General features: G+C 53.5%; 20 protein-coding genes. 4 read left to right on the top strand and 16 right to left on the bottom strand.

The annotated features are described in order from the left end of the window. The first annotated feature begins 193 nt into the window (after positions 1 to 193). Positions 194 to 874 carry an SDR family oxidoreductase gene (locus tag IEW52_RS07720; RefSeq protein ID WP_188629489.1) on the top strand — a complete coding sequence of 227 codons (681 nt, stop codon included), beginning with the start codon at positions 194 to 196 and terminating at the stop codon, positions 872 to 874. 403 nt (positions 875 to 1,277) lie between these two features. On the opposite strand, the gene IEW52_RS07715 is transcribed toward IEW52_RS07720, so the two are convergent. From IEW52_RS07715 to IEW52_RS07670, 10 genes are all read right to left on the bottom strand, one after another. Continuing rightward, the gene (locus tag IEW52_RS07715; protein WP_188629488.1) at positions 1,278 to 1,703 is read right to left on the bottom strand and encodes an OsmC family protein; all 426 of its coding nucleotides are present in this window, start codon (positions 1,701 to 1,703) and stop codon (positions 1,278 to 1,280) included. Positions 1,704 to 1,857: 154 nt separating this feature from the next. After that, complete coding sequence (locus IEW52_RS07710) at positions 1,858 to 2,247, bottom strand: host attachment protein (protein WP_188629487.1); 390 nt, start codon at positions 2,245 to 2,247, stop codon at positions 1,858 to 1,860. A 155-nt stretch (positions 2,248 to 2,402) separates the two neighbouring features. Beyond that, positions 2,403 to 3,812, bottom strand: coding sequence for an MBL fold metallo-hydrolase (locus IEW52_RS07705; protein ID WP_188629486.1), 1,410 nt, complete (start codon positions 3,810 to 3,812; stop codon positions 2,403 to 2,405). 557 nt (positions 3,813 to 4,369) lie between these two features. Further along, complete coding sequence (locus IEW52_RS07700; RefSeq protein WP_188629485.1) at positions 4,370 to 4,507, bottom strand: TIGR02808 family protein; 138 nt, start codon at positions 4,505 to 4,507, stop codon at positions 4,370 to 4,372. 30 nt (positions 4,508 to 4,537) lie between these two features. Further along, positions 4,538 to 5,113 carry a NapC/NirT family cytochrome c gene (locus IEW52_RS07695; RefSeq protein ID WP_188629484.1) on the bottom strand — a complete coding sequence of 192 codons (576 nt, stop codon included), beginning with the start codon at positions 5,111 to 5,113 and terminating at the stop codon, positions 4,538 to 4,540. Between the two features lie 26 nt (positions 5,114 to 5,139). Then, positions 5,140 to 5,616, bottom strand: a complete 477-nt coding sequence (locus IEW52_RS07690; protein ID WP_188629483.1) for a nitrate reductase cytochrome c-type subunit — start codon at positions 5,614 to 5,616, stop codon at positions 5,140 to 5,142. A gap of 104 nt (positions 5,617 to 5,720) precedes the next feature. Next, positions 5,721 to 8,213 (bottom strand): periplasmic nitrate reductase subunit alpha, encoded by a 2,493-nt coding sequence (gene napA, locus IEW52_RS07685; protein WP_188629482.1) that lies wholly within the window; start codon positions 8,211 to 8,213, stop codon positions 5,721 to 5,723. Between the two features lie 28 nt (positions 8,214 to 8,241). After that, positions 8,242 to 8,520, bottom strand: a complete 279-nt coding sequence (locus IEW52_RS07680) for a chaperone NapD (RefSeq protein ID WP_188629481.1) — start codon at positions 8,518 to 8,520, stop codon at positions 8,242 to 8,244. Further along, complete coding sequence (gene napF / locus IEW52_RS07675) at positions 8,507 to 9,019, bottom strand: ferredoxin-type protein NapF (protein WP_188629480.1); 513 nt, start codon at positions 9,017 to 9,019, stop codon at positions 8,507 to 8,509. The genes IEW52_RS07680 and napF overlap by 14 nt, the downstream gene beginning before the upstream one ends. 259 nt (positions 9,020 to 9,278) lie before the next feature. Continuing rightward, positions 9,279 to 9,638 carry a hypothetical protein gene (locus IEW52_RS07670; protein ID WP_188629479.1) on the bottom strand — a complete coding sequence of 120 codons (360 nt, stop codon included), beginning with the start codon at positions 9,636 to 9,638 and terminating at the stop codon, positions 9,279 to 9,281. Between the two features lie 125 nt (positions 9,639 to 9,763). Here IEW52_RS07670 and IEW52_RS07665 point away from each other — a divergent pair, with 125 nt between their 5' ends. Both IEW52_RS07665 and IEW52_RS07660 read left to right on the top strand, forming a co-directional pair. Next, positions 9,764 to 10,216: a GNAT family N-acetyltransferase gene (locus tag IEW52_RS07665; protein WP_229667847.1), complete on the top strand. Its 453-nt coding sequence runs from the start codon at positions 9,764 to 9,766 to the stop codon at positions 10,214 to 10,216. 147 nt (positions 10,217 to 10,363) lie between these two features. Then, a complete protein-coding gene (locus IEW52_RS07660; protein ID WP_188629478.1) occupies positions 10,364 to 10,594 on the top strand; it encodes a hypothetical protein in 231 nt (76 codons plus the stop codon). A gap of 192 nt (positions 10,595 to 10,786) precedes the next feature. On the opposite strand, the gene IEW52_RS07655 is transcribed toward IEW52_RS07660, so the two are convergent. From IEW52_RS07655 to hinT, 5 genes are all read right to left on the bottom strand, one after another. Continuing rightward, positions 10,787 to 12,079 carry an NAD(P)/FAD-dependent oxidoreductase gene (locus tag IEW52_RS07655; RefSeq protein WP_188629477.1) on the bottom strand — a complete coding sequence of 431 codons (1,293 nt, stop codon included), beginning with the start codon at positions 12,077 to 12,079 and terminating at the stop codon, positions 10,787 to 10,789. A 211-nt stretch (positions 12,080 to 12,290) separates the two neighbouring features. Beyond that, positions 12,291 to 13,319, bottom strand: coding sequence for a beta-N-acetylhexosaminidase (gene nagZ / locus IEW52_RS07650; protein ID WP_229667846.1), 1,029 nt, complete (start codon positions 13,317 to 13,319; stop codon positions 12,291 to 12,293). Positions 13,320 to 13,490: 171 nt separating this feature from the next. After that, positions 13,491 to 14,309 carry a choline kinase family protein gene (locus IEW52_RS07645; protein ID WP_188629476.1) on the bottom strand — a complete coding sequence of 273 codons (819 nt, stop codon included), beginning with the start codon at positions 14,307 to 14,309 and terminating at the stop codon, positions 13,491 to 13,493. Then, a complete protein-coding gene (locus IEW52_RS07640; RefSeq protein WP_188629475.1) occupies positions 14,299 to 14,919 on the bottom strand; it encodes an LpoB-related protein in 621 nt (206 codons plus the stop codon). The genes IEW52_RS07645 and IEW52_RS07640 overlap by 11 nt, the downstream gene beginning before the upstream one ends. Before the next feature lie 51 nt (positions 14,920 to 14,970). After that, on the bottom strand, positions 14,971 to 15,321 hold the full coding sequence (hinT, locus tag IEW52_RS07635) for a purine nucleoside phosphoramidase (RefSeq protein ID WP_188629474.1): 351 nt from the start codon (positions 15,319 to 15,321) through the stop codon (positions 14,971 to 14,973). 261 nt (positions 15,322 to 15,582) lie between these two features. Here hinT and IEW52_RS07630 point away from each other — a divergent pair, with 261 nt between their 5' ends. Beyond that, positions 15,583 to 15,972 carry a hypothetical protein gene (locus IEW52_RS07630; RefSeq protein WP_188629473.1) on the top strand — a complete coding sequence of 130 codons (390 nt, stop codon included), beginning with the start codon at positions 15,583 to 15,585 and terminating at the stop codon, positions 15,970 to 15,972. Positions 15,973 to 15,994: 22 nt separating this feature from the next. Here the strand turns inward: IEW52_RS07630 and IEW52_RS07625 are convergent, their stop codons facing one another. Further along, complete coding sequence (locus tag IEW52_RS07625) at positions 15,995 to 17,812, bottom strand: PglL family O-oligosaccharyltransferase (protein WP_188629472.1); 1,818 nt, start codon at positions 17,810 to 17,812, stop codon at positions 15,995 to 15,997. Positions 17,813 to 17,935 lie beyond the last annotated feature (123 nt).

Raw genomic sequence — 17,935 nt, 5'->3', positions numbered from 1 at the left:
AGACAGCATGACGGGTAACTCACAAGCCTACATGTTATCTCGCCCGTTTTTAGCATGAGTGCCTATCTCGGCTATTTTAGATAAGTAGGCTGAATAATTGACCGAGCCAAAATACGGATGATATACCTGACGTCATCGGCGCACTTTCACCTAAGTGAACGGGTAAAACCGCACTGAATGAGGAGCAAACATCATGAGCAACGAAAAAATCGTACTGATTACCGGCGCCTCCAGCGGCATAGGGGCAGCCACCGTCGATAAGGTAATAGAAGCGGGTCACAAAGCCGTGATCACCGCGAGAAGTACCGACAAGCTCAATGCCATCGTCAAGCGCTGGGGAGAAGACAAGGTGTTGGCGGTCACGGCAGATGTATCAAAGCTGGATGAGATAAAAAACGTGGTGGAAAAGGCCAGACAAACATTTGGCAGAATTGATGTGGTGTTCGCCAATGCGGGTACCGGTGTTAACGCTCCAGGTATCGAAAATGGCAATCCAGATGAATGGAAAACCATGCTGGATGTTAATATCAATGCGTTGTTGTTTACTGCCAAAGCCAGCCTGGCCTCGTTAAAAGAAACCCGGGGGCACTTTATTATTACCAGCTCCATTGCCGGCAAGGTAACCCTGAAAGGCTCTGTGTATGGTGCCTCTAAATGGTTTGCTTACGGATTTGGTCAGAATCTGGCCGCCGAAATGGCTGAGTGGAACGGTCGCTGCACCACCATCTGCCCGGGCATGGTCAACACGCCCTTTTTTGATGAAGCCAAACCGGACAAGCTAGATCCCAGCGATGTCGCGGATGCAGTGGTATATGCCATTTCTGCCAATCCAAGATGCGATATACGCGAAATTACGCTGATGCCAACCAAGTAATACAAATCTGGAAAACTAACTGATCTATTTAGCTACCCTGTAAAGGTCGAACGAAGGGGCTACTCCACCGACACGCTGAACCGCATCCCTGCGACGCTCAGCACATGACGTCCTGTCATGTGATGGTCGCTTGAGTAGACCCCTTCATCCGCCCCTGTGCTGCGGCGTCGCCTGTGGGAACGCCTTGCAGACAACTCGGTGCTTAAGGAGAGGCAACAGAGTTCGGCTCCCACGACCGTGACAATGCCAGGGATGGCATTTCCCGAGCCCCCACGGATGGGTTTATGGCGTGTCGCGGGAGGTGATTCTGTTGCCTTTCGTTCCGAGCTTTAAAATCGATCATATTTTTACTTAGATTGGTATAAGATAAAACGGGTGCCTTTGAGGCACCCTTTGCTCTTGCTCAGCTCTGCAGCTTGGCATCCAGCGTAATGTTTGCATTAAGTAGTTTGGATATGGGGCAACCCAGCTTGGCTTTACCGGCTATCTCATCGAACCGGGCCTGATCGATACCGGGAATACGCGCCGTCATTTCCAGATGCACGCCAGTCACGGCAAACCCATCGCTTTGCTCTTCCAGCGTCACCGTGGCCTTGGTGTCAATGCTGTCCGGGGTAAAGCCTTCCTGGCCCAGCAGCATGGAAAACGCCATCGAGAAGCAACCGGCATGGGCCGCACCAATCAACTCCTCCGGGTTGGTGCCCGGCGCACCTTCAAAACGGGTATTAAAACCGTAGGGATTGTCTTGCAGAGCGCCGCTCTGAGTCGAGATAGTGCCCTTGCCTTTTTTAAGATCGCCTTCCCAGTGAGCTGATGCCGTCTTTTTCATGATCTGTCCCCTATTTGAATCTCTAAATTAAAGTCAACCTGTAGTGGCCGGCTCTGCGGGTCGTTCCGTACATTCACCTAGCTTGATGACTCGAACCTAACCCCACCAGTGTGAGTTTAGGCTGTTGGAGTAGCATCAGGGTTTGATTACCGATTCAGGCGAAGGCGGCGACTATCTCGCGATGAGAGAGTCCACTCAGGTTTTTATCGAGGTCCTTGTACAGCGCCTTGCGCAAACGATCGTCCATGGCTTCGCGCAGTAAACCGAGAAACTGGGGCGGTGCCGACAGATAGAAACCCCGAATTTCGTTGGTGTCCAGGGCATGACGAATCCGGCCGATGAGGTCACGGGCGAAGCGTTGGTTTTCGGTATGACGGGGGTCGCTTTTCTCCGGTATTGTCTGCACGTCGCTGACAAGATCACTCGCTTTGAGGCGCGCTTCCGGATGGGCAAGGTCCATCACCTCTTCAAACACGCCTTCAAGCCTGTCTTGCAGATAAACAACGGCTTTTGAAGCATCAGCCACTACAATCCATTCAGCCATACAGTACCTCCTGTTGATGATAGTCATATCCAAGGGTAGTCAATATTCCTGAGTATTAAGTATCGTCTATTTTTCACAAACCGCGTCGCTGTGTCATGGCACACCTAATATGACCACCCGTTGCTAGGTGATATATAGTCTTGCTACGCGGTGTTCTACTCGGCATCTTCCGTGAAGGGGATGATCACCTCAACCCCGGGCATTTTTTCTTGCAGCCTGGCCTGCAGGGCGAGCTTGGCGTCGGTTTCGCCATGCACCAGGCGAATTTGCCTGGGGTGAGGGTCTATCGCCATCGCAAAATTGATTAAATCCGTTTGTCCGCCGTGGGCCGAGTAGCCGTTCATTTTATGTATCTGGGCGTTGATCTCGAACCGTTCATCGTCCAGCTCTACCCAGGCAAACCTATCTGCCTGTTCAGGCTCGCCAAAACGCGGGCCGCTTTCTACAATCACTCGCCCCGGGGTGTCCTCTGCCTGAAAGCCAACAAAAATAATGTCGTTGTGCGGATCACCCAACAGCTCTTTCAGGTAGTTGACCACACGCCCCCCGGCACACATACCGGAGCCGGCGATGACCACAGCGGGTTTGCTTGAATTGACGATTTTTTCCACGCATATCAGGTGATCTTCATGGCTGTCCACGATAATCAACTGATCAAAGGCCAACGGCTGGCGGCCTTGTTTGAGCAGGTCCCGCGCTTCTTCGTTCCAGTAAGATTTTAAACTGCGATACAAATCCGTCAGCTTGGCTGCCAGCGGCGAGTCGAGGATAATGTCCAGCTTGTTCCAGGGTATGCCAGGTGCCGCCAGATCCTGGCCAAAGTCGTGAATGATGCCCTCCAGTTCATACAGTAAGTCCTGGGTGCGCCCCAGACTAAACGCGGGTATCAAGACAGTGCCGCCGTCGGCAAAGCACTGCTCCACTAACGCCTTCAGGCGCAAGCGTCGATCGACCCGACTTTGATGATCCCTGTCGCCATAGGTACTTTCCAGTACCAGCACATCGCAAGGTGGCGGCGGCGTGGTTTCGATAATTAATGGCGAGTTTGGTGCGCCTATGTCGCCACTAAAAATGACCCGCTGGCCTGCCGCCTCACACTCCACATAGGCCGAGCCTAAAATATGCCCTGCGTGCTGAAATCGAAACCTGATGTCAGTGCCCAGCAGCGACTGCCATTGCTCATAAGGGAGCGGCCTGATCTGGCGCTCCATCTGCCTTAATATCTGCTTGTCCTGCTGCTTGCTGTATTTGTCATTAAATTTGAGCGCATCTTCCAGCATGGCGGGCAGCAACTGAGCCGAGGGCTCGGTGCAAAAAATGGGGCCTTTAAAGCCGGCGATCAGCAAATACGGAATGCGTCCCACATGATCCACGTGCACATGGGTGACCACCAGTGCGCGAATATGCTCAATCTCAAAGTCGATATCCAGGTCTTCTCGAAAATCCGTCCCCTGAAACAAGCCGCAATCAATCAATATACCTGAGTCACCTACCCGCAACTCATGACACGAGCCGGTGACACCCAATACGGCCCCATGGTGTTTAATGTCGATATCTGTGGTCATCACTACACCCTCAACAAGAGAAACAGTCAGCTGGAACAAGCTTAGCAATGCTGGCAAACATTAAAGGGTTACAGATCATAAAACCTGCTTCTGTCTGGTACAGTGCCCGACATATTTATGCCTTGGGCGAAATATATGAGTAAGCATTTACCTGCAAAATAAAAGCGGGAAGGTCGCCCTTCCCGCTTTTGCTGTTATACCAATTTGAATAAAGATCTGATCATTTTTAAACCCGAGCTCAGAGGCAACACAGTCGCCTTCCACGACACGCCATGAACTCATCCCTGAGGGCTCGGGAAATGCCGTCCATGGCATTTCACGGTCGTGGGAGTCGATCTCTGTTGCCTCTTCTCGAGCATCGAGTTGTCTGTAGACGGCGCTAACAGCCAACGCCGGTGCATCAAGAAGGACAAAGGGATCTGCTCAGCCGACCATCCGCGCCACGGATGGCGCGGCTGAGCCTCCAGGGAGGGATCCACGGCGAGTCGGGGGAGCGGGCACTTTGTCCGACCTTTTGTAGAACAACCAAATAGATCAGTTATTTAGTCTGTTTGGTATTAATCAAGCTGCTTGTCTTTGGTGACCGACAAAATGCCAATACACACGGCGGCGACGGCAATAAAACCGGCGATGATAATCACCGGTATGGTGGCATAACCCAGGATATGCCAGATAACGTATTCCAAGGTACTCATTCACTTCCCCTCTTGTTCCGGTTCAGGCGCTTATTGCCAACCCGCCACGTCACTCATGTCCGGCAGTTTGTGGGCAATCCCCTTGTGGCAATCAACGCAGGTTTTCTCGCCCCCCGCCAATGCGGTGGAGTGTTGGCTTACGGCGCGCGGGCCTTGCTCCGAGAAGTCCATGTAGTCGAACTGATGACAGTTACGACACTCTTGCGAGTTGTTTTCTTTCATCCGTTGCCACTCGCGGTGCGCCAGATGACCACGGCGTGCCTTGAATTTTTCCTCGGTATCTATGGTGCCGATAAAATGAAAGGCCAACTCTTTGGATGCCTGTACCTTGCGCACGATTTTATCGGTCCAGTTATGAGGCACATGGCAATCGGAACAGATGGCTCGCACCCCCGAACGGTTGGAGTAGTGAATGGTTTCACGGATCTCTTTTACGATGGGTTCGTGGCAGCTGGAACAGAACTGCTCTGTGTTGGTGGCTTCCATACCGGTATTAAAGGCCCCCCAGAACAGCAAGCCGCCAATAAAGCCCATGAACAGGACTACCCCTGCCGCGGCCTTGCTGGGGGTGGATAAACGCTTCCAGAATCTTTTTAATAATTTCATGGCTCTCACTCTTGAATCGCGTTTCACTAGCGTAATGAATCGACGCTCTGAAAGGTGTTCTCAACCAGAGGTTTGGCGTCGGCCTGAGGCACATGGCACTGCAAACAGAAGTAACGACGGGGCGACACATCCGACAGCACCTGTTCCTGACGATTCACATAGTGAGTCACGCTGATTTTGGTGGCGCCCATTTCCTTGGCGTTTTTCCAGCTATGGCAAGAGAGGCATTTGTTGGCGTTTAACGACACCTCATAGTTACGAATGCTATGGGGGACCAGCGGGGGTTGATACACATAGCTGGAGTCAAGATGATGATCTCTGGGAAAACGCTTGAAGTCGTCTGCCGAGCGCGTGGTTTCTATCTCGCTGATGCCCCGTAACGAGCCAACACCGCCAATGCCGCCCGGGTTATTAGCCGCAGGGGCGTTGGTTGGCTGCTCTGCTTGTACTGCCCCCATAAGCAGCGCACTGGCTGCCAGCAATGCCATGATGATTTTTTTCATAACCTCTCCATTCTTTGTTGGCCACCCCATCGCAGCTTGTTGCATTGGGTGACCGTCGGTCTAACGGCCCTGTTACCTGAGTAAAAACTGATACACTCGCAACCCTACACGCTGGCGATTTTGGTGATTTTCACCGGGCACTTTTTATAGTCCGTCTGTTTGGATAGCGGATCGGTCGCATCCAGAATCAACTTGTTGACCAGAATGCGGGCATCAAAGAAGGGCACGAATACCAGGCCTTTTGGCGGTCGGTTACGGCCACGGGTTTCTACCCGCACCCGCACTTCACCGCGCGGAGACTGGATCAGCACTTCGTCTCCGCGGCGTAGATTACGCGCTTCGGCATCATCGGGATGAAGATAGCAATGAGCATCGGGCACGGCCTTGTACAGCTCGGGCACGCGGCGGGTCATGGTGCCGGTATGCCAGTGCTCCAGCACTCGGCCGGTACACAACCAGAGGTCGTATTCGTCACCGGGCACTTCGGGTGGCGCTTCATAGGGGGCGGAAATTATCAACGCCTTGCCATCGGGCTTGCCGTAAAAGTCCCACCCTTCGCGGGTAGCATAAGGGTCATATTGCGGGTTGAAACGCCACAAGGTTTCTTTGCCATCCACCACCGGCCAACGTAAACCGCGCACCTGGTGGTACACATCGTAGGGGGCCAGATCGTGGCCGTGGCCACGACCAAATTCGGCATATTCTTCAAACAGGCCTTTTTGTACGTAGAAACCGGCAGACCGTGCGTCATCGTTCAGATCCTGGGCTTCTTCAAGGGGATATTTGTCTACATTGCCGTTGGCAAACAAAACGTCATACATTGTTTTGCCCCGTAACTCCGGTACCTGGGCCATCAGGGTGTCATCCCACACTTCTTCAATATTGAAGCGCTTGGCGAATTCCATGATTTGCCACAGATCAGATCTCGCCCCTTCCACCGGCGACACTTGCTGATACCAGGCCTGGGTGCGACGTTCGGCATTACCATAGGCGCCTTCTTTTTCTACCCACATGGCGGTGGGCAGGATCAGATCCGAGGCCTGCGCGGTCACCGTGGGATACGGGTCTGAGCACACGATGAAGTTGTCGGGGTGGCGATAACCCGGCATTCGCTCGGTGTTGATATTGGGGCCCGCTTGCATGTTGTTGTTGCACATCACCCAATAGGCATTCAGCTTGCCGTCGTTGAGCATGCGATCTTGCAATACCGCATGAAAGCCCGGCTTTTCCGGAATGGTGCCGGCGGGCAGCTTCCAGATTTTCTCGGCAATCTTGCGATGTTCCGGATTGGCCACCAGCAAATCGGCCGGCAGACGGTGCGAGAAAGTACCGACTTCACGAGCCGTACCACAGGCAGAAGGCTGGCCGGTTAACGAGAAGGGGCTGTTACCCGGCTCGGAAATTTTACCGGTGAGCAGGTGCAGATTGTACACCAGACTTTGCATCCACACGCCACGGGTATGCTGGTTCATGCCCATGGTCCACAGTGACATCACCTTGGTGTCGGGATCCGCGTATTGTTTGGCCAGTGCAATCAAATCCTCTGGCAGCACACCGGACATTTCGGCGGCTTTTTCAACTGTGTAAGGCGCGACCGAGGCTTTATATTCCTCAAACGAAATGTCGGACATATCGCCGGAGTTGGGGTTCTTGGCGCTCACCTGCAAGGGGTCATCATCGCGCAGGCCGTAGCCAATATCGGTGGTGGCCTGTTTGAAATGGGTATGCTTATCAACGAAATCCCAATTCACCGCCTCGTTTTCGATGATGTAGTTGGCAATAAAGTTGGCAATGGCCAGATCGGATTGCGGGTGGAAGATCATGCCGCGGTCGGCCAGCTCGAAGCTGCGGTGATAGTAGGTAGACAGCACGTTCACTTTAACGTGGGAATAGCTTAACCGGCGGTCGGTGATGCGCGTCCACAGTACCGGATGCATTTCCGCCATATTCGAGCCCCACAGCACGAAAGAGTCGGCATGCTCAAAGTCGTCATAGCAGCCCATGGGCTCATCAATGCCAAAGGTACGCATAAAGCCCACCACGGCCGAGGCCATGCAGTGGCGCGCGTTGGGGTCGAGGTTGTTGGAACGAAAGCCGGCCTTCATCAGTTTGGATGCCGCATAGCCTTCCATCACCGTCCACTGGCCAGAGCCAAACATGCCCACACTGGTGGGGCCTTTTTCCTTGAGGGCTTTTTTGAACTTCTCGGCCATCACGTCAAAGGCCCGATCCCAGGAGACGGGTTCAAAATCGCCGTCTTTATGATATTGACCGTTTTTCATGCGCAGCAAAGGCGTGGTCAGGCGATCTTTGCCGTACATGATTTTCGACAAAAAATAGCCCTTGATGCAGTTGAGGCCCTTGTTCACCGGCGCCTCCGGATCGCCCTGGGTGGCCACCACGCGGCCTTGCTGGGTTCCCACCAGCACAGAACAACCGGTACCACAAAAGCGGCAGGGAGCCTTGTCCCATTTAATGGCGGTTTCATCAGAACTGACAATCAGGTTGGTTGCAGAAGCAGGGAGCGTAATCCCTGCCACGGCGGCGGCTGAGGCGGCTGCATTTGCTTTCACAAACGCGCGTCGAGTCATCTTCATAGTGCATCCTTAAGCGTCGAATCCGGCGTTATTGCTCTACGGTACTGACTTCATCATCAAGGTCACTCTCGATTTGATGAAAAACCAGTGCGGTGCTTAATACGTGGTCAAGCTGATTAATCGCATCTATGGTGTCGGTGATATAGCCCTGATTCTGAGTTTCTATCACCACCACCAACTTTCCTGCGGCGCTTTCACCATAAATTTCTGCGCCATCAAATGCTTCAATCTGGCGTTTGATGGCGTTTAAATGTTGGGGCACGGCGTGCACCACCAAACTTGAGATATGAACTTCATTCAGTGACATGGGTGCTCTCTTGAAAGGTATTCTTGATGGTAATGGCCGAGGTGGGGCACACCGACACGCAGGCGCCACACCCGATGCAGCTATTGATGTCTATTTGTGGCTGTGCCACTCGGCCCACCGCCAGCTTGAAGCTAATGGCAAAGGGTTCGCAGCTGTCACCGCAGCTTCGGCAATCCACGTTTTGTTTGGCCAGGCAGCTGTCTTCAATCACGGCCTTTGCTTGCCAGGCCGGCTCGGTTTTTGGTAGAAATAACGGCTCGGGACAGGCATCGGCACACTGGTAACAAAAGGTGCACTCGCCCTGTTGAAAATCGACCCGCGGAAAGCCGCCGTCGGATGGCTGAATAATATGAGTGGGACAGTGCTTGATGCACTCACCACATTGAGTGCACATATCGGTAAATTGCGCGGCTTTTACCCAGGGTAATGCAGGCGTGTCTATCACGTTTCGACGAGTAAATAGCTGGCGTCGGGAAAGATTAATCTGAAAGTCTGACATACCTTGTACCTTGCCGAAGATGGTCGAACACTGTTAAAAACTTTAAAATACAAGATTTTATTAATGCTAGAGCCATTGTAGTTTTAATAGCCAAGGCTGAATACATACAAAGAGGCATTTGAGAGGTAACATTGATTTGGATCAAGTAATGCATTGATAAACGGCACACCTCTCTTATGCATCAAGTCACCAAGGCGGCTTGTAGAAAACAAAAAACGGGAAGGTTTCCCTTCCCGCCGGTATTGGCTGCCAGACGCTATTACCGGGTTTCGTAATCGACGCTATATTCAATAATCTCGTTATGCTCGAGTTCGATGTCCACCTCCACACTCTCTTGTTCTTTCATGAACAACAGCTCTATGTCATCGTCATCAGCTTGTTCGCGATCAAGCTCAAAGCCCTTGTTGGTGTAAAAGGCTTTTACTTGTTCGCCAAGGCTGGCCAGACTGCCATTTGATATGTCCGCTTCCAGTTCAAAGCCGCCAAACCATTTTTCTTCGGCCTCTACAACTCTGGCGTTATCCGGTACAAAAATGATGTCGGGAATCGGGTCCTGGGCCGCATGCGCGGTAAATGCAAACGCCAGAGTAGTCAGTGATAACAGGATCTTGTTTTTCATGGTAGCTCCGGTGTTGCTTAAAGATGTGATTGATGCAAACAGAATAAACCTGCTATTGGGTGTGTCGGTCAAATATGAATGATAGACAATGTTGCTCTGCCAATGAGAAATAAAGGAATAAAGACATGAATGCTCCTTCCTCGGCGATGCCGCCGAACGGGCCAGAATCAAACGCTGTAATCCGCCAGATTGACTGGCAGCAAACCATAGCGGTGCGTCATCGGGTACTGTGGCCCGACAGGCCGCCCGAGTTCAGCCACATCGACAATGACAACGCGGGTCTGCACTTTGGCGCCTTTATTGGCCCACTGCTGGTGTGCGTGGCCTCGGTATTTATTAACGATGAGAGTGCCCGGTTGCGTAAATACGCCACCTTGCCCGAATATCAGGGGCAAGGCATAGGTACAACGGTGCTGAAGTCTATTTTTGCCCATCTAAAGCAGCAAGCGGTGGATTATTTTTGGTGTGATGCACGCGAGTCGGCCATCGGCTTTTATCGCCGCTTTGGCATGCGGGTAGAAGGTGAGCGATTTTACAAAAGTGGCGAACCTTACATGAGAATGTCGGTTAAGTTATAACATTGACGATAAATCCTCGCTGACGCTGCGCACCTTAAAACGGCATTTCACCACTTAGCAGCGGTTTAAAACAAGAACGCGATCACACAAAAGCCTGCATCTCTGCTCTAGGCTTGGTTAATGCAACTCCCTTGCTGGAGATGATACATGACCGATAAAAAAGTGATCCTGCTACTCAAAATAATGATGATCGCCGGCTTTTCACTGATCTTGATTGGGGCTTACCTGCACTACAGCGATATCACCAAGACCATGGGGGTAAAAGGTATTCTGCTGAGTGCCGGCTGTGTCGCCGTTGGCATGGTGTTGTCACTGCCCACCAAAATGTACCTGACCTTTTTATTTATGACTCGCGAAAATAATAAAAAAAAGCGCTAAGCCACCGGCATCAAAGAAAAACCCCACACCTTTCGATGCGGGGTTTTCTGTAGCTGCGTGCTGAAACGCGGCGATGGGTGAAGTGTAAAGGTGAAGCGGACGATACAATCAGAAAACCGAGACTAAACCCCAAACCTGTGGACTTGGTCTGTCTTTTCCTGTTCACTCTTCACTCTTTACCCTTCACCGTAATTAATGCAGTTTCAGTCTTGGGCGCAGCAAACGGTTAATGCGTCCCACCAGCATCATCAGGCCGGTACGTATATAGCCGTGCAAGGCGACCTGGTGCATGCGGTACAAGGACACATACACGGTGCGGGCAAAAAAGCCTTCCACCATCATGGTGCCGCGCATCAGGTTACCCATTAACGAGCCCACCGTTGTGTAGCGGCTCAGGTTAACCAAAGAGCCATGGTCTTTATACACATAGTCTTTCAGTGGTTTGCTGTTCAGCTGGGCCAGAATGTTGCGATAGGCCAGGCTGGCCATCTGGTGGGCAGACTGGGCGCGTGGTGGCACGGCCTTGCCGTTTTCCTGCATGCAGTGAGCGCAATCGCCGATCACAAAAATGCTGTCGTCGCGGCTGGTTTGCAGCGTTGGTTTCACCGTTAGCTGGTTAATACGGTTGGTTTCAAGACCACCAATGTCTTTCAGGAAGTTGGGGGCTTTGATGCCTGCAGCCCATACCATCAGCGTGGCCGGGATCAGTTCGCCGTCTTTGGTGACCAGGCCTTTGTCTGTGGCTTCCACCACCATGGTGTTGGTACGCACATCTACACCCAGATTGCGCAGCTCTTTATGGGCCATGCCGGCAATACGATCCGGCAGCGCGGGCAAAATACGCGGACCGGCTTCTACCAGCGTCAGGCGCAGGCAGTCGGAGCTCAGGTTTTTAAACCCGTAGGCACCCAGGTGCTCTACCGCGTTATACAGCTCTGCAGATAACTCAACGCCGGTGGCGCCGCCTCCCACAATAGCGATATCCACTTTATCATCCAACAATTCGCCTTCACCAAACTGCATAAAGCGGTTCATCAGCTCGTCGTGAAAGTGTTCGGCCTGCTGCGGGCGGTCCAGAAAAATACAATGATCGCTCACGCCTTTGGTACCAAAGTCGTTGGACACAGAGCCAATGGCCAGCACCAGAATATCGTACGCTAAAGTACGCTCGCCCAGCATCGGCTTGCCGGCTTCGTCCAGCATGGGAGCCAGGGTAATGGTTTTGCTCTCACGGTCGATGTTGCTTAACGAGCCCAACTGAAAGCCAAAGCCGTGGTTATGAGCATGGGAGCGATAGCTCAGGCTGTCGATTCCCGAGTCCATGGCGCCGGCGGCGACTTCGTGCAACAGCGGTTTCCATAAATGGGTGCGGTTTCTGTCTACCAGTGTGACGTCGGCCTTGCCCTTGCGGCCCAGTTTCCGGCCCAGTTTGGTCACCAGCTCCAGTCCGCCGGCACCGCCACCTACTACGATAATCTTTGTCATTAATTTGACCCTTAAACAAAATAAAAAAGCCTGCGGCTATGGCACTTGTTCATGCACTCTTGCTGTTCCCTACCCGTGATGGGAGGGCAATAGCCATAACCGAACGCTCTTGGCCTGATACAAAAAAAGAAGATCACCAACAAAGTTGTAACCGGAGTCACAACTTTATCTTCACATAAAACTAACTATGGATCATTATATTTATACGGGATTATGCATCCACCAGCCGGCGCATGCGTTCGCTGGCTTCCTGCCAGCGACGGCTGCGATACAGGTCGTTGCCGGCGGCACGGTTGCGCGATTGCAGGCTGGACACATCACGCTGCACATCGTGGGGCAAGGCATCAATAATTTCCACGGCCCCCGCCCTGTGATTACAGGCCAGCAACAAGTCGCACCCGGCCTGCAAGGCACAATGGGCTCGCTCGGCATAGCTGCCTGCCACGGCCGCTCCTTCCATGGTCAAATCGTCACTAAAAATCAAACCATTGAAACCCAGTTGCTGGCGCAATATCTGCTTAAGCCAGAACGCCGAAAAACCGGCGGGTTGAGCGTCTACCGCCGAATAAATCACGTGGGCCGGCATCATGCCCTGCACCAGCCCTTCACCAATCAGCGTCTTGAACGGCACCATGTCTGCCTGGGCAATATCGTTGAAATCACGGGAGTCGACAGGGCTTTCTTTATGGGAGTCGGCACGCACGCTGCCATGACCAGGAAAATGCTTGGCCACTGCGGCCATGCCTGCGCTGTGCATGCCCTGAATATAGGCACGGGCATGGTTAATTACAGCATCGGGATCCGCGCCAAAACTGCGATCGCCAATCACTTCACTGCCCCGCTCCAAATCCAGCACAGGGGCAAAGCTGAGATCGATATCATGAGCTGACAGCTCTGCTGCCATCAGCCAGCCGGCATCTTGCAGCAGGGTTATTTTATCCGAGCCCGAGTACTGCGCCAACCGGCCAGGAGCAGGAAGCGGAAAAAAACCATCACGAAAGCGCTGCACCCGCCCGCCTTCATGATCCACGGTAATCAACAGGCCCGGTTTAACGGCGCGAATGGCCTTGACCAGGGCACTTAGCTGGCCCCGGTCGTGATAGTTGCGACTAAAGAAAATCACGCCACCCACCGCAGGGTGCGCCAGCAACTCCCGTTCTTCGCCGTCTAGCTCATAGCTGTTTACATCAAGAATAAAGGGGCCCATTGCCACTCCTATTGCCGCCGCATAGCGGTACATATTTAAAATCCGTGAGGTGTGAAGCGTCAAGAGTGAAGGGATAAACCTGACCCAACACCGAAATCTCTTACAAAACCTCTTCGCCACGGAATCCGTTACAAAAATGAGGCTGTTGTTATGCCGTCCTCTTCACCCTTTACCCTTCACCCTTCACCCTTCACCCTTCACCCTTTACTCTTTACCCTTCACCAAGGTCATCAGTTTGGTCAGTGCCTGTTGCTGCATGTCGAGATACTCAGGCCTGGCCGTTTGTTGATATTGCAGTGCCGCCCATAATGCCGTCAGCCATTGTACCCAAGGTAAACGCGCCTGAAAATGCAGCTCGCTTACCCTGCCTCCCGCCCGGTTATACGCCAGCCGCATGGCCTGTTGCTGTGCCTCATCCAAACTAAAGCTATCGGCTATCACCGCCAGCTCAAAGGCCGCATCACCCGATGCTGCGTATTCCCAGTCCAGCAGCCAGGGGCGATCGCCCAGCACATTGGCGGCGTTAATGTCGTGATGACACAGTACCGGCTGAAATGGCAGGTTCAAGGCAGGTTGGGCAAAATAAGGCAGATAACAGGCAAGCTCGGGCGCCAGTGGCCGTAGTTGTTGGCAATAATGCGCCGCCTGGGCGCAGATGTCTAATAGGGGTAATGCGGCCTCAAGCCGATGCAGGCGAGCCACTTTGTGCATCAGGGCATTCATATCGCCAGGGGCTTGCCGCCAGTCATGCTCGGCAATCCAGTCCAACAATAAAATGCCTCGTTCAGGCTCGGCAAAACGCACCTTGGGTGCCAGGCCCGCGCTGGCTGCGGCCTGGTGGGCAAGCAGCTCATGCTCTCGGTTAATCCCCAACAACCGGGCATGAGGGCTGCCAAGGCGTAACCAATAAACGCCACTGGCCGCCTTTAGCCGCCAGCAACGATTGGTATAGCCCCCCTCCAAAGGCGTTAGCTGCCCCCTGAACTGCGAGGGCAGCAAGCCAAGCAGTGAATTATCGTCCACTCACGCTATCGGACCAGAGCAACTCGCCGCTCGCCAACTCCATTAATTGCCCCTGCAACTTCATGTTGCTGCCACTGCGGGTCAGCTCGGTCGACAATAAATAGTCGGCGCCACTTTGCTTGCCCAGGCGCACCAGGGCGGCCATGTCGGCACGGCCACCCTGATAAGCCAGCTGCTGGCGCAGGCTGCTGACTTTGGCACCGTCGGCAAAGTTCAACTGGCCACTCAGGCTGGATCGCAGCCGTGCGGTCAGGCCACTGGTATCTACCGGACTGCCCGCCTGATTGCGAATATTATCCAGCAACACAGGGCCTGCCACTTCATTGAGCGCCGCGCTGTTTTTCAGCTTGGCCGACAATCCATCCACCAGGCGTTCTAAACTGGCGTTACGCACTTCAGGGATCGGTGCCGGAGGTGCACTTGGCATCTCGATCACCGGCGGCTGTGTTACCGGAGGCGGCAGCGGCTGGCTGGGCGGCATTGGCTGACTGGGCTGGCTGGAGCCGGACGTTCGCACCGGTGCCGGTTGCGAAGAATACGGGTTTGGCATACTACAGGCGGCCAGGGCGACCGAGGCCGCCAGCATGAATGTTAAGCGAAATGCGTTCATAAGCTTCCTTGTTTGCTCATCCAGTGAGTCGACTTATTATTGTTGGCCGAGTTATTTAGCCAAAAGGGGCCCCAATGGACGGCCACCCAGCAAGTGCATGTGAATGTGGTACACCTCCTGGCCGCTATCACGATTACAGTTCATGATCAGCCGATAACCGCTTTCGCTGATGCCGGCGTCGGCCGCCAGCTTGCGAGCCACGGTAAACAGTCGGCCCAGTGCCAGTTCGTGCTCGGCTTCCACGTCATTGACGGTGGGGATCAAGACGTTGGGAATAATCAGGATATGAGTGGGAGCATGTGGCGCAATGTCGCGAAATGCCGTGACCAGCTCGTCTTGATACAGAATCTCGGTAGGAACTTCCTTACGGATAATCTTGCTGAAAATGGTTTCTTCTGCCATTACTGATCTCCTTGAATATACATCGCCAAACCGCCCCCTGGGCGACAACTTTGACCATTATAGCCTTGTTCGCCACCAAAAAAACGCAGCTACTTCCACAAGTCATTGATTAAAAAAGTAACCAACAGGGCCAGCCCCCGCCTTTTGCTGTTAACCGCCAATCCTCTCACGCCAGCCCGTGTCATAACAGGGCAAAAGCAGATTCAAACAATACCACCATCGAGTACACTGTATTCACACTCACCTTTAGGAATCATCGTCATGGCAGGATCCAAGAAAAAAGTACTGGCACTGTTGCTGGCAAGTACGCTGACCACCCAGCTGGCGGCCTGTGGCACCGTTTTTTATCCCGAGCGCAAAGGCCAGATCAGCGGGCGTATCGATCCTGTGGTCGCCATCGCCAATGGCGTGGGGCTGTTGTTCTTTATTGTGCCGGGTGTGGTGGCCTTTGCCGTCGACTTTGCCACCGGCGCCATTTATCTGCCCGGTGGTCGCCGTGCCGAGCTGGCCCCCAATGCCACTCCCGACAGCCTGAGCGAACAACTTTATGCCAGCACCGGGCAACGAATCGACTGGCAGCAAGATGCGGTGCAGGTTGAAACCCTTGGCTCGGTTGAACAGGTACAGCAACGTTTACTGGTTGCTTATTAACCATGGCGCAGGTGGCCTGCCATTAATAGGCACCACCAATGGCCGGGCGTAAATGATCGTAGAGCGGAATGGCATCATTCAGCTCGGCGGCGGTCATATTCGGCGTTAACTCGCCAAGATGATTTCTGGCATCTTGAATGCGGGTGCTGCGCAATAACTGCACATTGGGATACAGGCGCCGCGCCTCCCCCAACAGTTGCTGGGCTTCATCTTCGTGCCCGGCACTGCCCAGCGCCAGATAGGCGTTGTAATACACTCCGGCCCTCGGGGTATGTATCACAAAGCGCCGCGCCCAGGCGGCATAATCCAGCAGCTGCGCCTGATCCTGATTCAACAAGGCATGGGTCAATTGCCAGTGATGGCGATAAAAAGCGGTTCTGTCATACCAGATCAAGGGATTGATCACTGCCTGCAACTCGGCCTCGGTATGGTCGTCGTTTTGCGCATAACGGGTCAGTTGCTGGCCGGCATACAGCCCCGAGGCCATAAACAGCATCAGGCAAATGCCCCAGGCTCTTACCGGCCACCGACTCCAGGAGGGCGGCACTCCCAGCAGGCGGCGCTGACCATATTGCGCATCAATCACGTAAATCAGCACCAGCACCATAAACCAGTGCGGCAACGAATGATAAAAGGGAAACTCGGTTTGGCTGTGAATAAAAATAGGCGTTAACACCCCTATCCAGGCCAGACTCTGGACTATCGGCAACCGATAAAACAGCCGCAACACCAGGCCAGTCATGACAACCAGCCCCAGCAAGGGCACCACGCCTCCTTCTATGGCCCACAATAAAAACTCGTTATGCGGATGACCCATTTCGGTGAACAAGGGCTTGGCGCCCGGCGTTAGCTCACGCCAGGTAGCGTAAGTACGATAAAAGGCCGACTCAAAACTGCCATAACCGAAGCCAAACCAGGGCTTGTCCAGCAACATGCGCAGGCCGTGGGCATAGATATCGAACCGGCCATCGGCTTCGGTATAAATACTCAGGCTGCGCTTGCTCATGTCGAAGGCATCCAGCCCGAACACGCCCAACACAATGCCAACGGGGATCAGCAACAGGCTGGCCAGCAAGCGCTTGGAGCGGGTTTTAATCAGGGTTTGCCACAACAGGGGTTGCAACAACAGCAGGCCAAGCAAAAGCCCAAGCTGCCCAGCCCGCGACTGCAACAACACCACCAGAATGGCGCCGGCCCCCAGCACGCTGGCAAACCACATCGACTTGAGCAAAAACCAGCGGGTGGACGTTTTGTCTTCGTGCAGCCACAGATAAATGGCCAGTACCATGCCCGTGGCCACAAAGCTGGCCATAACATTGCGATGCTGAAAAATACCGTAGGGCGAGCGTACTTCGGTGTTGTAGCCAAACCAGTTGTCCGGTTGCAAGACAAAGAATTGCGCCAGCCCCAGCAGAATTTCTACGCTCACCGCCCCCAGCAAACAATACAGTAAATAGCGGCGCCCCAGCGCATTAAAGCGACACTGCTGCAACGCCAGATAAAACAACAGGCCACCACACAGCGCCAGCATGCGTGGCAACGCATGGCCGGCCACCGAGTTATTGTGCAGATAGAAAAAGGGAAGCCACAACAGAGCGCTGGCCATCACCATTCCCAGCCAGAAACGACTGGTCAGCAAACGTCGACGCTGCCAATGCCACAACCCCAGGGTCGTCATTAGCCCGATAAAAAACCAGCCAATCACGTTAAAGGGCAGTTGCAGACCGATGCCAAACAAATGCGGCAGATACAAATGCATCGCCAACAGGGCATACACCGCCATGCAAGCCAACATGGCATGGGCCAGCCGTTCCTGTTGTTGTAAGGACGAAGACATCATAATGGGGCTTATACTCGACTGCCGGGCAAATTCACAAGCCGCTACTTTACCCAAGGTCTGCGCAAAAAGCATGAATCAGACGTCGGTTACCGGCAGATTCTGCCACAGCAATTTGGTGATGGG

It is taken from the genome of Oceanisphaera marina (assembly GCF_014643915.1).
Taxonomy (GTDB): Bacteria; Pseudomonadota; Gammaproteobacteria; order Enterobacterales; family Aeromonadaceae; genus Oceanimonas; species Oceanimonas marina.
This window is presented reverse-complemented; position numbering and strand designations above follow the sequence as displayed.

Excerpts from the sequence above, each read along its gene's own strand:
- IEW52_RS07720 (WP_188629489.1), top strand. The coding sequence starts at position 194 with ATGAGCAACGAAAAAATCGTACTGATTACCGGCGCCTCCAGCGGCATA.
- IEW52_RS07715 (WP_188629488.1), bottom strand. The coding sequence starts at position 1,703 with ATGAAAAAGACGGCATCAGCTCACTGGGAAGGCGATCTTAAAAAAGGC.
- IEW52_RS07710 (WP_188629487.1), bottom strand. The coding sequence starts at position 2,247 with ATGGCTGAATGGATTGTAGTGGCTGATGCTTCAAAAGCCGTTGTTTAT.
- IEW52_RS07705 (WP_188629486.1), bottom strand. The coding sequence starts at position 3,812 with ATGACCACAGATATCGACATTAAACACCATGGGGCCGTATTGGGTGTC.
- IEW52_RS07700 (WP_188629485.1), bottom strand. The coding sequence starts at position 4,507 with ATGAGTACCTTGGAATACGTTATCTGGCATATCCTGGGTTATGCCACC.
- IEW52_RS07695 (WP_188629484.1), bottom strand. The coding sequence starts at position 5,113 with ATGAAATTATTAAAAAGATTCTGGAAGCGTTTATCCACCCCCAGCAAG.
- IEW52_RS07690 (WP_188629483.1), bottom strand. The coding sequence starts at position 5,616 with ATGAAAAAAATCATCATGGCATTGCTGGCAGCCAGTGCGCTGCTTATG.
- napA (WP_188629482.1), bottom strand. The coding sequence starts at position 8,213 with ATGAAGATGACTCGACGCGCGTTTGTGAAAGCAAATGCAGCCGCCTCA.
- IEW52_RS07680 (WP_188629481.1), bottom strand. The coding sequence starts at position 8,520 with ATGTCACTGAATGAAGTTCATATCTCAAGTTTGGTGGTGCACGCCGTG.
- napF (WP_188629480.1), bottom strand. The coding sequence starts at position 9,019 with ATGTCAGACTTTCAGATTAATCTTTCCCGACGCCAGCTATTTACTCGT.
- IEW52_RS07670 (WP_188629479.1), bottom strand. The coding sequence starts at position 9,638 with ATGAAAAACAAGATCCTGTTATCACTGACTACTCTGGCGTTTGCATTT.
- IEW52_RS07665 (WP_229667847.1), top strand. The coding sequence starts at position 9,764 with ATGAATGCTCCTTCCTCGGCGATGCCGCCGAACGGGCCAGAATCAAAC.
- IEW52_RS07660 (WP_188629478.1), top strand. The coding sequence starts at position 10,364 with ATGACCGATAAAAAAGTGATCCTGCTACTCAAAATAATGATGATCGCC.
- IEW52_RS07655 (WP_188629477.1), bottom strand. The coding sequence starts at position 12,079 with ATGACAAAGATTATCGTAGTAGGTGGCGGTGCCGGCGGACTGGAGCTG.
- nagZ (WP_229667846.1), bottom strand. The coding sequence starts at position 13,319 with ATGTACCGCTATGCGGCGGCAATAGGAGTGGCAATGGGCCCCTTTATT.
- IEW52_RS07640 (WP_188629475.1), bottom strand. The coding sequence starts at position 14,919 with ATGAACGCATTTCGCTTAACATTCATGCTGGCGGCCTCGGTCGCCCTG.
- hinT (WP_188629474.1), bottom strand. The coding sequence starts at position 15,321 with ATGGCAGAAGAAACCATTTTCAGCAAGATTATCCGTAAGGAAGTTCCT.
- IEW52_RS07630 (WP_188629473.1), top strand. The coding sequence starts at position 15,583 with ATGGCAGGATCCAAGAAAAAAGTACTGGCACTGTTGCTGGCAAGTACG.
- IEW52_RS07625 (WP_188629472.1), bottom strand. The coding sequence starts at position 17,812 with ATGATGTCTTCGTCCTTACAACAACAGGAACGGCTGGCCCATGCCATG.